General features: G+C 42.2%; 12 protein-coding genes. All 12 read left to right on the top strand.

Annotation, left to right across the window (positions count from 1 at the left end; translation table 11 throughout):
* The first annotated feature begins 16 nt into the window (after positions 1–16).
* From AC3KVK_RS05655 to accA, 12 genes are read left to right on the top strand one after another with little or no spacing between them, the layout of a single operon-like run.
* Complete coding sequence (locus AC3KVK_RS05655; RefSeq protein WP_490313081.1) at positions 17–883, top strand: phosphatidate cytidylyltransferase; 867 nt, start codon at positions 17–19, stop codon at positions 881–883.
* Positions 880–2091 (top strand): 1-deoxy-D-xylulose-5-phosphate reductoisomerase, encoded by a 1212-nt coding sequence (gene ispC, locus AC3KVK_RS05660; RefSeq protein WP_490313082.1) that lies wholly within the window; start codon positions 880–882, stop codon positions 2089–2091. Before AC3KVK_RS05655 ends, ispC begins: the two co-directional genes overlap by 4 nt.
* Positions 2091–3440, top strand: coding sequence for a sigma E protease regulator RseP (gene rseP / locus AC3KVK_RS05665; RefSeq protein ID WP_490313083.1), 1350 nt, complete (start codon positions 2091–2093; stop codon positions 3438–3440). Before ispC ends, rseP begins: the two co-directional genes overlap by 1 nt.
* 18 nt (positions 3441–3458) lie before the next feature.
* A complete protein-coding gene (gene bamA, locus AC3KVK_RS05670) occupies positions 3459–5927 on the top strand; it encodes an outer membrane protein assembly factor BamA (protein ID WP_490313084.1) in 2469 nt (822 codons plus the stop codon).
* Positions 5928–5939: 12 nt separating this feature from the next.
* On the top strand, positions 5940–6461 hold the full coding sequence (locus AC3KVK_RS05675; RefSeq protein ID WP_490313085.1) for an OmpH/Skp family outer membrane protein: 522 nt from the start codon (positions 5940–5942) through the stop codon (positions 6459–6461).
* Positions 6461–7495 carry a UDP-3-O-(3-hydroxymyristoyl)glucosamine N-acyltransferase gene (gene lpxD / locus AC3KVK_RS05680; protein ID WP_490313087.1) on the top strand — a complete coding sequence of 345 codons (1035 nt, stop codon included), beginning with the start codon at positions 6461–6463 and terminating at the stop codon, positions 7493–7495. The genes AC3KVK_RS05675 and lpxD overlap by 1 nt, the downstream gene beginning before the upstream one ends.
* Before the next feature lie 17 nt (positions 7496–7512).
* Complete coding sequence (gene fabZ, locus AC3KVK_RS05685; protein WP_490313088.1) at positions 7513–7965, top strand: 3-hydroxyacyl-ACP dehydratase FabZ; 453 nt, start codon at positions 7513–7515, stop codon at positions 7963–7965.
* A 2-nt stretch (positions 7966–7967) separates the two neighbouring features.
* Entirely contained in the window at positions 7968–8738 is a 771-nt protein-coding gene (gene lpxA / locus AC3KVK_RS05690; RefSeq protein ID WP_490313089.1) for an acyl-ACP--UDP-N-acetylglucosamine O-acyltransferase, read from the top strand.
* 2 nt (positions 8739–8740) lie between these two features.
* Complete coding sequence (gene lpxB / locus AC3KVK_RS05695) at positions 8741–9889, top strand: lipid-A-disaccharide synthase (protein WP_490313091.1); 1149 nt, start codon at positions 8741–8743, stop codon at positions 9887–9889.
* Positions 9879–10466, top strand: a complete 588-nt coding sequence (gene rnhB, locus AC3KVK_RS05700; protein WP_490313092.1) for a ribonuclease HII — start codon at positions 9879–9881, stop codon at positions 10464–10466. Before lpxB ends, rnhB begins: the two co-directional genes overlap by 11 nt.
* Before the next feature lie 51 nt (positions 10467–10517).
* Positions 10518–14009, top strand: a complete 3492-nt coding sequence (dnaE, locus tag AC3KVK_RS05705) for a DNA polymerase III subunit alpha (RefSeq protein WP_490313093.1) — start codon at positions 10518–10520, stop codon at positions 14007–14009.
* 20 nt (positions 14010–14029) lie between these two features.
* On the top strand, positions 14030–14986 hold the full coding sequence (gene accA / locus AC3KVK_RS05710) for an acetyl-CoA carboxylase carboxyl transferase subunit alpha (protein ID WP_490313094.1): 957 nt from the start codon (positions 14030–14032) through the stop codon (positions 14984–14986).
* Positions 14987–14990: the final 4 nt, after the last annotated feature.

Below are 14990 nucleotides of genomic sequence, written 5' to 3' on the forward strand. Positions count from 1 at the left end.
GTTGAAGGTATAAAGTTTGTTAAAACAACGTATTCTCACCTCTTTGGTGTTAGCTCCAGCTGCTTTGGCATTGGTTTTTTACACCCCCTTAATGTTATTCAGTTATTTTGCTGCGGGGATAGTCTTACTTGGGGCATGGGAGTGGTCAGCATTCATGGGTCTAAACAACGTCAAATCACGTTTGGGGTATGTCGGTGTCATGGCTTTAATGTTAGCGGTGCTCAATGTTTTTTGGCCTATTAACCAACTTTGGCAGCAAGGACAACTCGCCAGTGATGTCAATTATGTATTTACATTATCCGTCGCTTGGTGGTTGGTTGCGACATGTTTGGTATGGTCTTACCCGAAGGCGGCCAAAGCATGGAATAAAGGCATTGCTATGCGTGCAATAGCGGGGTTTTTAACATTGGTCCCTTTATGGCTCGCTTTAAATACATTGCGCAGTGCGCAGTATGATGACTCGACGTTATTTGGCTCCATGTTGATCATGGCTGTGCTAGGTATCGTTTGGAGTGCTGATATAGGTGCGTTTTTCGCCGGAAAGAACTTAGGTAAACACAAGTTGATGCCTAATGTGAGTCCAAATAAAACCATTGAAGGTTTACTTGGTGGTTTGATAGCGAGTACCGTGTTTACTATTGCATTTTGCTATTATGCAAACGTCCCACATGACAAATGGTTTGTGTATGCTTTTCTCACTATTTTTATCGCCTTATTTTCGGCCATTGGCGATTTGTTAGAAAGTATGTTTAAACGAGAAGCGGGGCTAAAAGACAGCGGCTCTTGTTTGCCTGGGCACGGCGGTATCTTAGATCGAATCGATAGTTTAACTGCAGCGGCGCCAATTTTTGTAGCTTGTTATGCGTGGGCTCTGACCATATGATCAACTCTGGTCAACAACAGCGAATTTGTATATTAGGCTCAACGGGGTCGATTGGTGTGAGCACGCTAGATGTGATCAGTCGCAACCCAGATGTGACTGTTTATGCTTTAACTGCGCATTACAATCACCAACTGATGTTATCGCAGTGCTTAGCGTTCTCACCACGCTATGCAGTGATGGCTGATGAAGCAACGGCTAAGGAATTAGCGAGTAATTTACAGCGGCATGGTTGCAAAACTGAAGTTTTGTTTGGACCTCAGGCGCTGTGTGATGTAGCCCGTTGCGATGAAGTCACCGTTGTAATGGCGGCCATTGTCGGGGCTGCCGGTTTGGCTCCAACACTTGCAGCGGTAGAGGCCAGCAAAAAAATATTATTAGCCAATAAAGAAGCGTTGGTGATGTCTGGCCAACTCTTTATTGAGAAAGTCAAAAAACATCAAGCGACTTTATTGCCTATAGACTCTGAGCATAATGCGATTTTTCAAGCTTTGCCGTTTAATGCTCAGACACCCTGTTATGAACAAACGTTATCAGAACTTGGGGTAAGTAAAATATTATTAACAGGTTCTGGCGGGCCATTTTTAGAGCGCGATGTTACAACACTGTCTCAGGTGACAGTTGAAGAAGCGGTGGCTCATCCAAATTGGTCTATGGGGCAGAAAATTTCAGTTGACTCTGCCACTATGATGAACAAAGGATTAGAATTTATCGAAGCGAAATGGATGTTTAATTGCCAAGCTTCAGATATTGATGTGATCATCCATCCTCAGAGTATTATTCATTCAATGGTGCAGTACCGTGACGGTTCTGTCATCGCGCAAATGGGTAACCCAGATATGCGTACACCTATTGCGCATGCGTTGGCGTTTCCAAAACGGATAGAGGCGGGAGTTGAGCCGTTAGATTTTAGTAATTTGGCGCAGTTTAGTTTCTGTAAACCCGATTTTGCACGATATCCAAATTTAAAATTAGCAATCGATGCGTGTGATATTGGCCAAGCTGCCACCACTGTTGTTAACGCAGCAAACGAAATTGCCGTGGCCGCATTTTTAGCCGGTAAGATTAGGTTCACCGATATCTATCGTACTAACTACGAAACATTAAACCAGATAGCGCTTGAAGAGCCAGTATCACTTGAGCAAATTATGGCAATTGACACTCAAGCAAGATATGTTGCAAATCAATTGATTCAGCAAGGGGGGAAGTGATGTTTGAATTTATTTGGAACCTCGCCTCGTTTATCTTGGCTTTAGGGATTTTAGTGACTGTGCACGAATACGGGCACTTTTGGGTCGCAAGAAAAAACGGCGTATTTGTTGAGCGTTTCTCAATTGGCTTTGGCAAAGTCTTATTTCGTCGTTATGACAAATTAGGTACTGAGTATGTGATTGCGGCGATCCCTCTTGGTGGATACGTCAAAATGCTTGATGAGCGTGTCGAGACTGTCCCCGAAGATAAAAAGCATTTATCGTTCAATGGCAAATCTATTTATGCCAAAATTGCGATAGTTGCAGCGGGCCCAATGGCTAACTTTCTGTTTGCTATTGCAGCTCTTGCGATTATGTATATGGTTGGTGTTAAAAGTATTGTGCCTGTGATCGGAGAGGTTCAAACTAACAGTCGCGCAGCGGCGGCGGGTTTGTTGCCAGAGCAAACAATTACAAAAATTGGTGATGAAGCTATCCATGATTGGCGCGAAGCGACATTTGCTTTAATGCAAAATATGGGTGAGGCGCAAGTATCGGTTGAAGTCAGTTCGGTTGATGGTACACAAACAAAATCGTTAAATTTAACGGGGTGGACCCTTGATGCTGATGCAATTTCCCCACTGCACTCAGTGGGAATTGTGCCATATCGTCCTCAAATTAAGTTAACTTTAGCGCAAGTTACAGAACACTCTGCCGCAGAACAAGCAGGCTTAGTGGTGGGGGATTCCATCCATCTGGTTGATGGTGTGAAAGTAGAAACTTGGCAACAATTAGTAGCGATTATTCAGAACTCTGCAGATAAAAGTTTGTTATTTACGATTATGCGTAATGAGCAAGCTATGAATGTCACAGTGATTCCTCACAATAAACCAACAAAAGATGGTTTCTCACAAGGATATTTAGGTGTTTTACCTGTGGTAGAAGCGTGGCCAGAAGGGTATATTAGCAGCAGACAATTTGGGCCTATCGATGCAATTGGTCAAGGTTTTGCCAAAACATGGCAAATGATTGCTTTAAGCTTCGAAATGATAGGTAACTTGCTGACAGGTCAAGTATCTGTTCAAAATTTAAGTGGGCCAATTGGTATTGCAGTTGGAGCTGGCAGCAGTGTTAGTTATGGTTTAGTTGCTTTTTTGAGCTTTCTAGCCTTGATAAGTGTCAATTTGGGTGTTTTTAACCTTTTACCCTTGCCTATTTTAGATGGCGGGCATTTAATGTATTACCTAATTGAACTTATCACAAAAAAACCAGTCTCTGAAAAGACACAAGAATTAGGTTTTAGGATCGGTGCATTGATCCTATTATTGTTGACCGGCCTTGCGCTGTTCAATGATTTTATGCGGTTGTAAAGGACATAAGATAATAACATGGCTATAAAAAAACATTTGGCTGTAACGGGTTTATTAGGGGCGAGCTTTTTTGCCTGTGGCCAAGAATCCTTTATCGTAGAAGATTTAAAAGTTGAAGGCCTTCAGCGTGTAGCACTCGGTGCTGCGTTAACTCATATCCCAATTAATATTGGCGATAATATCGATAACTATACCATTTCAAAAACCATTAAAGCGCTTTATAAGTCAGGTCACTTTGACAATATTGCTGCGTATCGAGATGGTGAGAAAATCATCTTTAAAGTAAAAGAAAGACCAACAATCAGCTCAATTGAGTTTGAAGGCAATAAAGATATTAAAGATGAGCAGCTCAATGAATCGCTGCAACGCCAAAATATCATGGTTGGAGAGCCACTTGATAGAACTGTTGTTGATGGTGTTGAAAAAGGTTTAATTGAATTTTTCCATGGTATCGGTAAATACAATGCGGACATTGATGTCACTATTACTAAGTTGCCACGTAATCGTGTGAAGTTAAAACTAAACTTCAAAGAAGGTGATGCTGCCTCAATTCGTCAAATTAACTTAGTCGGAAATGAATTATTCTCTGATGAAGAACTCATGTTACAAGTGGAGTCACAACAAGATTTACCTTGGTGGGATTTCATGGCCAACGATCGATATCAAAAACAAACGATTCAAGGTGACTTAGAAAAAATTAGAAGTTATTACCTTGACCGTGGTTATTTGAAATTTAGCATCGATTCGACGCAAGTATCTGTTAGCCCTGAAAAAGAATCAGTATACGTTACTGTCAATATGACAGAGGGTGAACAATATACGGTTAAAGAGTTTGACTTCATTGGTGATTTACTCGACCGAGAAGAGCTAATCCGTGCAGTTATACCGTTGCGTGCAGGCGAGCTGTATAACGGTTCAGTGGTGACTTCATCAGAAGAGTTTATTAAAAGTTACTTAGCTCGCTTTGGTTATGCTAATGCTGAAGTGCGCACTATTCCTGAAGTTGATGAAGAAAACAAAGAGGTCAAACTGACCTTATCAGTTAATCCAGGTAAGCGAATTTATGTGCGCCGGATTAATTTATCAGGAAATGAGAACACAGCCGATCATGTTGTACGTCGTGAAATGACACAGCTTGAAGGTGCATGGTTATCAAACCAGTCATTAGAGCGTTCTAAAATTCAAATTCAGCGTCTGATGTACATGGAAACGGTCGATTTTAATGTCACGCCAGTTCCTGGCATTGAAGATCAGGTTGATGTTGATTTTACTGTTAAAGAACAATCAGCGGGTAGTTTCAATGCAGGTTTAGCCTATGGTTCTTACTACGGTATTCAGTTTAACTTTGGTATCAGTGAGTCAAACTTCTTAGGCAGTGGTAATCAGGTTGCGTTTAACGTCAATACATCTGCAGGATCTGAGCAAATAAACTTATCGTATACCGATCCGTATTTCACCCCAGATGGTATCAGTCATGGTAGCAGTATTTTTTACCGCAATTATGATGCAAGTAAACTCTCATTGATTGACTATAAAAGCAAAACATATGGCGTTGGCACAAACATTGGATTTCCAATCAACGCTAATAACCGTCTGAATTTTGGTATCACTTGGAGTGAAGAGTCGCTGTCTGAGCTATCAGAATACGAACAAACCCGTATCATGCGTGAGACGTTTCTCGACCCAGAAGATCCTGATGCAGGCTTCGAGTTTACTAAGTTTGAACTCAGTGCAGCATGGCAGCGAGATACCCGTAACCGAGGGTTGTTTCCGACCGACGGTTCGCGTCAAGTCTTAAGCTTGAAAACGACTACGCCTAACTCAGATTTAACTTATTTTAAAGTGAACTTTGATACTAAATTCTATTGGCCAATTAGTAATGACCATAAATGGGCATTCTTATCGCGTGCTGCAATAGGATATGGTAATGGTTATGGCGAGACCAATGGTTATGACCAAGTATTGCCTGTTCAAGAGTTCTTCCGTATTCAAGAGCAAGAATTGCGTGGCTTTGATCGCAATACCATCTTACCACGTGCGGTTGTACGTAGCCCGCAGCTACTTCCAGGTACGCCGGGTGGTGATGGCTCTTCAGGTGGTATCGGCGGCGATCCACAGTTTGACCAGATTCAATTAGCTGGACGAATTGGTGGTAACGCTAAAGCGATGGCGGGTATGGAAATGATTGTTCCGACACCGTTTTTAGATGATGATAACAGTGGCTCAGTGAGAACGAGTTTATTTGTTGATGCCGCCAACGTATGGGATACAGAATTTGATGTAGATAAATTCTCGAATTTGTCTCCTGATCAACGTGCTAAATTAGCTGATTACTCGGACGCGGGCCGTTTTAGGGTTTCAACCGGTTTATCAATTCAATGGATTTCACCTATGGGGCCAATGTTAATTAGTTTTGCATATCCGTTGCAAAAAGAAGAAGACGATAAAACTAAGACCATTAGCTTCAACATAGCAAACACTTTCTAAAGGAGTATTTTTGTGACTAAAACAATTAAAACTACAGCGATGTCAATTTTAGCGACCCTATTAATGGGGGCATCATCTGCTGCTTTCGCACATAAAGTAGCCACAGTTGATATGCAGCAAATTTTTACCCAGTTACCGCAAATGGCCGCTGTTGAGCAGTCTTTAAAAACTGAATTCGCTGATCGTCGTCAAGCGATTGAAAAGCTTCAAGGTGATATCCGTTTTGAGGCCGAAAAATTTCAACGTGAAAGTGCAACGATGAGCAAAGCGCAGCAAGACGCTTTAAAAGAAAAGATTCAAAAAATGCAGCAAGATTTCGCAGATCAAGCACGTCCACTTGAACAAGAAATCAAAATGCGTCAAAACCAAGAGCTAGCCAAAGTACAAGCGCTTGTTATGCAAGCGATTGAACAAGAAGCTAAAGCTTCTAAAATTGATGAAGTAAAGCGTAAAGATACCATTATCTATATCGATTCGGCGAAAGTGCCAGACTTATCAGACAAAGTTATCGAAAGAGTTAGTAAATTAAAATAATGCAAAGTTATACATTAGCACAAATAGCTGAGCACTTAGGTGGCCAATTAATAGGTGATGGCAATATCGTGATAACGCGTATTGCTAGCTTAGATAAAGCCACACGAAGTGAGATCAGCTTTTTAGCTCAGAAAAAGTACCGCAAGCAACTCGAGGTGACTCAGGCTGATGCGGTCATTTTAACAGAAGCTGATTGTGAATATTTCGCAGGCAATAAAGTGGTCGTAGCAAACCCATACGTCGCTTATGCGCGTTTGGCGCAATTTATGGATACTACGCCAGCTTGTGCCCAAGGAGTGCATTCTTCAGCGGTTATTTCTGAATCAGCTATCGTCAGTCCCTCAGCGTCCATTGCAGCCAATGTTGTTATTGAAGATGGAGCTGAGATTGCAGACAATGTTGAAATTGGTCCTGGCTGTTTTATTGGTCGCGGGGCTAAGGTTGGAGCTGGAACAAAGCTTTGGGCTAATGTATCGATTTACCATGATGTGGTGATAGGTTACTCCTGTATTTTCCATTCAGGAGCGGTCATCGGGTCTGATGGGTTTGGTTTCGCTAACGAGCAAGGCCAATGGGTCAAAATTCCTCAGGTTGGCTCGGTGATCATTGGTGACAAAGTTGAAATAGGCGCAAATACGGCAATCGACCGTGGAGCGATTGAAAATACTGAAATTCACTCAAATGTCATTATCGATAATATGGTTCACCTCGCTCATAATGTAATTATCGGTGAAGGCACTGCCATTGCAGCATGCAGTGTCATTGCGGGTAGTACGACGATTGGTAAATATTGCCAAATCGCAGGGTTGTGTGGCATTAACGGTCACATTGAAGTGTGTGATGGGGTTATTTTTACTGGCATGACGATGGTTACAAAGTCAATCTCTGAACCAGGGGTTTATTCCTCTGGCTTACCGCATGCGAATAATAAAGAGTGGCGCAAACAAATAGCTCAATTTCGTCATATTGGCGATATGAATCAAAAAATTAAACAGTTAGAGTCGCAGTTAGCGTCTCTCATTGACAATAAATAATAGAAAGGATCAGCGTTTTGGCTAATGAATTAAACAGCTTTGATATTCAAGAGATCACCAAGTTATTACCCCATCGCTATCCAATGCTGTTAGTCGATCGAGTATTAGACTATGAAGTCGGTAAGTCATTGCATGCAATAAAAAATGTATCAATCAATGAGCCGATTTTTACTGGCCACTTTCCAAATCAACCAATTTTTCCTGGTGTGTTAATTTTAGAAGCGCTGGCCCAAGCCACTGGCTTACTTGGTTTTAAGACTGCAGAAAATACCAGTGAGAATGAACTATACTTGTTCGCAGCCATTGATAATGCACGTTTTAAACAACCTGTTTATCCTGGTGATACAATGCACCTTCATGTTGAATTTGTGAAAGAGCGTCGTAATATCTGGAAGTTTTATGGCGAAGCAAAGGTTGACGGAAAAGTGGTGTGTTCTGCTGAATTAATGTGTGCAAGAAGAGAGTTTTAATAGTGATCCATCCGTCTGCGATAATCGAGCCTGGTGCTCAAATTGGTGAAAATGTTTCAATAGGTCCTTGGACTTATATTGGCAATGATGTGGTGATCGGTGATAACAATATCATTGAATCGCATGTAGTAATTAAAGGCCCATCCGTGATTGGTTCGGGCAATCATATCTTCCAATTTGCCTCTGTAGGTGAAGGATGCCAAGACAAAAAATACAATAATGAGCCAACCCGCTTAGTTATTGGTGACAATAATGTCATCCGTGAATGTGCCACAATCCACCGTGGTACGATTCAAGATCAAGGGTTAACGCAAATAGGCAGTAATAATTTATTTATGGCGTATACCCATGTGGCGCATGATGCCATGATTGGTAGCAACGTCATTTTTGCAAATAATGCCAGTGTTGCTGGACATGTTCATATCGGTGATTGGGTCATTTTAGCGGGTAACTCTGGTGTACATCAGTTTTGTAAAGTCGGCGATCACGCTTTTGTAGGCATGTACTCAGGTGTTAATAAAGATGTTCCGCCTTTTGTGACCACAATCGGCACTCCGGCAGGTCCCGTCGCTATAAATACAGAAGGGATGAAACGCCGAGGTTTTTCTCCTGACGAAGTCATGGCTACACGCAGAGCTTATAAAACGTTGTATCGCAAATCGTTATCTTTAGAACAAGCATTAGCAGAAATGGCTGATGATGCACAAAAATTTGCTTCTGTACAAACCATGATCGATTTCGTTAGTAAGTCTGAGCGTGGGATCTTACGATAAGTATGGGTAAACCACTTAGAGTAGGAATTATCGCCGGGGAACACTCCGGCGATATTTTAGGTGCAGGCTTCATAGCGGCTATCCAAGAAAAACACCCAAATGTTACTTTTGAAGGGATTGCTGGCCCCAAAATGAAAGCATTAGGTTGCCAGAGTATCTTCGATATGGAAGAGCTCGCTGTAATGGGCTTGTTTGAGGTGTTAGGCCGTTTACCTCGATTGTTGAGTATCAAAAAGCAAATTATCCAGCATTTTATCGATAATCCGCCTGATGTTTTCATTGGTATCGATGCTCCAGATTTTAATTTACGTGTCGAGCTGGCACTTAAAAATGCAGGGATCACCACCGTTCAATACGTCAGCCCTTCAGTGTGGGCATGGCGACCAAAGCGTATTTTTAAAATAGCTGCCGCTACTAATTTGGTGCTCTCTTTATTGCCTTTTGAAAAAGCTTTTTATGATGAACATGATGTGCCTTGTCGATTTGTCGGTCATACACTGGCCGACGACATAGCCATTGAACACGATCAGCAGGCAGCTCGTGCTCAATTATCACTTAGTGATCAAGATACTGTTTTAGCATTGTTACCAGGTAGCCGCAGTTCAGAAGTTGGATTGCTTAGCGAATGTTATTTACAAGCGGCTAATTTGTTGGCTGAGAAAATCCCAAACTTGAAGGTGGTGGTTCCGTTAGTCAATCAAGCTCGAAAACAGCAATTCCAACAAATTGCCACTAAAACAGCCCCAAATTTAGCGCTTTTTCTACTTGATGGTCAGGCTGATGTCGCAATTAAAAGTGCCAATGCGGTGTTATTAGCCTCTGGGACTGCGACACTTGAAACCATGTTGTATAAAAAACCTATGGTTGTTGGTTATAAGTTAAAACCGATGTCTTACTGGGTTTATAATACCTTTTTTAAATTTACGATTAAGTATTTTTCATTACCAAATTTGCTTGCTGATGCGCCTTTAGTAACTGAGTTATTGCAAAATGATTGCCACCCGCAAGCACTGGAACAGGCTTTATATCCTTTGCTGACGAGTGATAATAAGTTATTGATCCAGCAATTTACCGACATTCACCAAGCAATACGTCGAAATGCCAGCGAAAAGGCCGCGCTAGCTGTATTGGAGTTAATTCATGCAAATTGATTACCCAGATTTTAAATTGATAGCAGGCGTTGATGAAGTTGGCCGAGGTCCGCTAGTGGGTGATGTAGTGACAGCTGCGGTGATTTTAGACCCAGCTAAGCCGATAATCGGTTTAGCTGACTCTAAAAAATTAACAGAAAAAAAACGCCAAGCACTAGCAATTGAAATAAAAGAAAAAGCACTGTGCTTTTGTATTGCCCGTGCCAGTGTTGCCGAAATTGATGAACTTAACATTCTTCATGCAACAATGTTAGCCATGAAACGGGCTGTTGAAGGTTTAAGTATTCCTGCAGAGTTTGTCTTTGTCGATGGCAACCGCTTACCTAATTTATCAGTACCAGCCCAAGCTGTGGTAAAGGGAGATAGTTTAGTTGAGCAAATCAGTGCGGCGTCTATTTTGGCGAAAGTCGCCAGAGATGCAGAGATGATAGCCTTAGATACTCAATACCCCCAATATGGTTTTGCTGGGCATAAAGGCTATCCAACTAAAGCTCATTTAACGGCACTTGCTGAACATGGCGTGACCCCTTACCATCGTAAAAGCTTTAAACCTGTCAGTGCAATATTAGCAAAATAAGAAATCGAATCGAGAGACGATTTTTGCCGAGTTATTAGGAATGAGGACACCATGCCACAGCCGAGTTTTGTTCATTTAAGGGTTCACAGTGACTTTTCCATGGTCGATGGATTAGCAAAAACAAAAAAAATAGTGGCTAAAGCTGCAGAGCTTGCAATGCCAGCCCTTGCTATTTCAGATCAAATGAACTTATGTGGGTTAGTGCGTTTTTATGGTGCAACCCATGGTGAAGGGATAAAGCCCATCGTCGCTGCTGATATCTGGCTACGTAGTCCTGAGTTTGATGATGAAGTCTGTCGTATGACAGTGTTGGCAAAAAATAATCAAGGTTATAAAAATCTCACCTTATTAATTTCTAAAGCGTACCAACGTGGTCACCTAATGCATCGTCCAATGGTCGATAGGCAGTGGTTAGCTGAATTAAAAGAAGGCCTCATTTTGCTTTCTGGCGCAAAAGATGGTGATCTGGGCAAAGCACTGCTTAAAGGCAACCAAGGACTGATTGATAGTGTCAGTGCTTTTTACCAGCAACATTTTGCAGATCATTATTTTTTAGAGCTCGTAAGGACAGAACGAGCGCTCGAAGAAGAATATCTTCACAAAGCAGTAGCGCATTCTTATGCTACTGGCATTCCTGTGGTCGCAACTAATGAAGTCGTTTTTCTTTCACCTGATGACTTTGAACCTCATGAAATTAGGGTGGCCATCCATGACGGTTATACCTTAGACGACAGTCGTCGACCTAAGCGTTTCTCTCGGCAACAATATTTCAAGACCGAAGCGCAAATGCAGGAAATTTTCAGTGATATTCCTGAAGCGTTAGCTAACAGTGTTGAAATAGCAAAGCGGTGTAATGTCACGATTCAGTTGGGGACGTATTTCTTACCTGATTACCCAACTGGCAATTTAAGCATCGAAGACTTTTTGGTCAAAGTATCTGAAGATGGCTTAGAAGAGCGGCTGCAAATTTTATTCCCCGATCCGCTTAAGCGGGTTGACCAGCGTATAGAGTATGACGAGCGTCTTAAAATAGAACTCGACGTAATTAACCAAATGGGGTTTCCTGGGTACTTCTTGATCGTAATGGAGTTTATCCAATGGAGTAAAGATAACAATATTCCTGTTGGACCTGGGCGTGGGTCGGGTGCGGGTTCATTGGTTGCTTATGCACTTAAAATTACCGATCTTGATCCGTTGCAGTTTGATTTACTTTTCGAACGTTTCTTGAACCCTGAGCGGGTTTCAATGCCCGATTTCGATATCGACTTTTGCATGGATCGCCGGGACGAAGTGATTGATCATGTATCGGCACTTTATGGTCGAGATGCGGTCTCTCAGATTATTACCTTTGGCACCATGGCCGCTAAAGCCGTAATTCGTGATGTTGGACGAGTGCTCGGTCACCCTTATGGTTTTGTTGACCGGATTTCGAAATTAGTGCCGGGCGATCCTGGTATGACGCTCGAAAAAGCATTCGAAGTCGAACCTCGTCTGCCTGAAGTGTATGAAAGCGATGATGAAGTAAAAGAACTGATTGATAAATGTCGGATCTTAGAAGGCTGTACACGAAATGCGGGTAAGCATGCGGGAGGGGTGGTTATCTCTCCAACCACGATCACGGATTTTGCTGCGCTATATTGTGATGATGAAGGTAAATTTCCAGTTACCCAATTTGATAAAAATGATGTTGAGACAGCGGGTTTAGTTAAGTTTGACTTTTTGGGGTTACGTACCCTGACGATTTTGCAGTGGGCAGTCGATATGGCGAACGCTCGCCTTGATCGAGAACAGAAAGAACACATCGATATTGCCTTAATTCCCCTTGATGATCCAAAAAGCTTTGAATTATTACTTCGGGCCGAGACCACGGCAGTATTCCAGCTCGAATCTCGCGGTATGAAGGACTTAGTTCGACGTTTAAAACCCGACTGCTTTGAAGATATGATTGCACTGGTTGCCCTGTTTCGGCCAGGTCCATTGCAATCAGGCATGGTAGATAACTTTATCGATCGTAAGCACGGTCGCGAGGAAGTCTCATACCCAGATGCACAATATCAGCATGAAAGCTTAGCGCCTATTTTAGAGCCGACCTATGGGATCATCCTTTACCAAGAACAAGTTATGCAAATAGCTCAGGTTTTGGCTGGCTATAGCTTAGGTGGGGCAGACTTACTTCGTCGTGCGATGGGTAAGAAAAAGCCAGAAGAAATGGCAAAACAGCGTTCAACCTTTGAAACCGGATCGATTGAAAATGGTGTAGACGGGCCATTATCAATGAAAATTTTTGACTTGGTAGAAAAATTTGCTGGTTATGGATTTAATAAATCTCACTCAGCAGCCTATGCATTAGTGTCGTATCAAACACTTTGGATGAAGACTCATTATCCAGCAGAGTTTATGGCTGCGGTTATGTCCGCTGATATGGATAATACTGATAAAATCGTTACCCTGGTTGATGAATGTGAAAACATGAAGTTGACCCTCTTACCACCGGATGTAAATTTTGGTGAATACAAATTTGCCGTGAATCTTGACGGTGCGATTGTCTATGGTATTGGGGCGATTAAAGGGGTCGGTGAGGCGCCTGTTGAAGCTATTTTAGAAGCAAAACAGCGAGGTGGTCAATTTAAAGACTTATTCGATTTTTGTGCTCGGGTTGATCTAAAGCGGGTTAACCGTCGTGTGGCTGAAAAGTTGATAATGGCTGGCGCACTTGATAGTTTAGGGCCTGATAATAAGCAGGGTGCACGCTCGATATTAATTGCTAGTCTAAAAGATGCAATGAAATCTGCTGAGCAACACCATAAAGCAGAAGCTATTGGCCAGTCTGACTTATTTGGTTTGTTGGCCGCAGAGTCCGATGATGTGCAGCAAGAATTTATTCGCGCGCCTTATTATACTGACAAGGAATGGTTAGAAGGAGAGCGAGAAACATTAGGCTTATATCTCACGGGTCATCCGATCAATCAGTATCGTAAAGAGTTAAAACATTATACTGCTGGTCGTTTGATTGATGTGCAGCCAACAGAGCGAGATGTTATGGCGACTGTTGCAGGACTGGTGATCAGCACCCGAGTATTAATTAATAAAAAAGGAAAACGATGGGGATTGATTACTTTAGATGATAAAAGTGCGCGAATGGATGTGCGTTTTTTCCCCGAACAGTTTGAAACCTACCAAGAATTGCTGCAAAACAACAATATATTGGTAATATCAGGACAGGTCAGCTTTGATAACTTCTCTGGTGGTATTACAATGACCGCTCGGGATGTGTCGACCATCGAATCTGTGCGAGAAAAGCGCATTCGTAGCATAATAATGAAAGTAAAGATGCAAGATGTTGATGCTAACTTCTTTGAAAAGTTGCAAAACGTTCTTGAACCGTATAAATATGGTACATGCCCAGTAAAAGTATTATACGAACGACCTGATATAGCTGCAGAGTTATCGTTAGGAACAGAGTGGTGTGTGACACCAAGTGATGATTTGCTTGCGAATCTTTCTCGCTTGGTAGCGCAGCGTATCGATTTAGAATTTAACTAATTAATTAGGTAGTTTAGAGCATGAGTCTCAATTATCTGGACTTTGAGCTTCCAGTTGCAGAACTAGAAGCGAAAATTGAAGAACTGAAAAATGTGGGTCGTACGGGATCATTAGATCTAGGCCTTGAAGAAGAAGTTAATCGCTTGAAAGAAAAAAGCGTTGAACTGACTGAAAAAATCTTCTCAGGTTTAGGCGCTTGGCAAGTATCACAACTTGCACGTCATCCGTTACGCCCTTATACCCGCGATTATATCAACCGTATTTTTACTGAGTTTGATGAACTGGCGGGTGATCGCACTTATGCCAATGATCCCGCTATTTTAGGTGGTATTGCGCGCTTAGATGGGCAACCAGTCATGGTGATTGGTCAGCAAAAAGGCCGAGATACAGCTGAAAAAATAAAGCGTAATTTTGGTATGCCAAAGCCTGAAGGCTATCGCAAGGCCTTGCGTTTGATGGAAATGGCTGAACGTTTTAACATGCCAATTATCACGTTTATCGATACCCCAGGTGCTTATCCTGGAGTCGGTGCGGAAGAACGTGGTCAAAGTGAAGCGATTGCACGTAATTTAAAAGTGATGGCATCGTTAAAAGTGCCCACAATTTGCACTGTGATTGGTGAAGGTGGTTCGGGTGGTGCGCTAGCGATTGGTGTGGGTGATCGTGTGAATATGTTGCAATACAGCACGTACTCGGTTATTTCACCTGAAGGCTGTGCATCGATTTTGTGGAAAAGTGCTGATAAAGCCCCACTAGCTGCTGAAGCAATGGGTGTGACAGCGCAACGTGTTAAAGAACTTGATTTAATTAACTCGATTGTTGAAGAACCATTAGGTGGCGCTCATCGCAACTATGATGCGATTGCGAAATCTCTCAAAGCACAAATTAAGCGTGATTTAGCTGAGCTGCAAGAGCTCAGTACAGAAGAAATGCTTGATCAGCGTTATCAAAGACTGATGTCCTTTGGTTACTGTTAAGTTA

This window comes from Pseudoalteromonas sp. J2K-J979, from assembly GCF_058169715.2.

Bases quoted from the DNA above. Each gene is read 5' to 3' on its own strand.
- ispC (WP_490313082.1), top strand. From the start codon at position 880: ATGATCAACTCTGGTCAACAACAGCGAATTTGTATATTAGGCTCAACG.
- rseP (WP_490313083.1), top strand. From the start codon at position 2,091: ATGTTTGAATTTATTTGGAACCTCGCCTCGTTTATCTTGGCTTTAGGG.
- bamA (WP_490313084.1), top strand. From the start codon at position 3,459: ATGGCTATAAAAAAACATTTGGCTGTAACGGGTTTATTAGGGGCGAGC.
- lpxD (WP_490313087.1), top strand. From the start codon at position 6,461: ATGCAAAGTTATACATTAGCACAAATAGCTGAGCACTTAGGTGGCCAA.
- lpxB (WP_490313091.1), top strand. From the start codon at position 8,741: ATGGGTAAACCACTTAGAGTAGGAATTATCGCCGGGGAACACTCCGGC.
- rnhB (WP_490313092.1), top strand. From the start codon at position 9,879: ATGCAAATTGATTACCCAGATTTTAAATTGATAGCAGGCGTTGATGAA.
- dnaE (WP_490313093.1), top strand. From the start codon at position 10,518: ATGCCACAGCCGAGTTTTGTTCATTTAAGGGTTCACAGTGACTTTTCC.
- accA (WP_490313094.1), top strand. From the start codon at position 14,030: ATGAGTCTCAATTATCTGGACTTTGAGCTTCCAGTTGCAGAACTAGAA.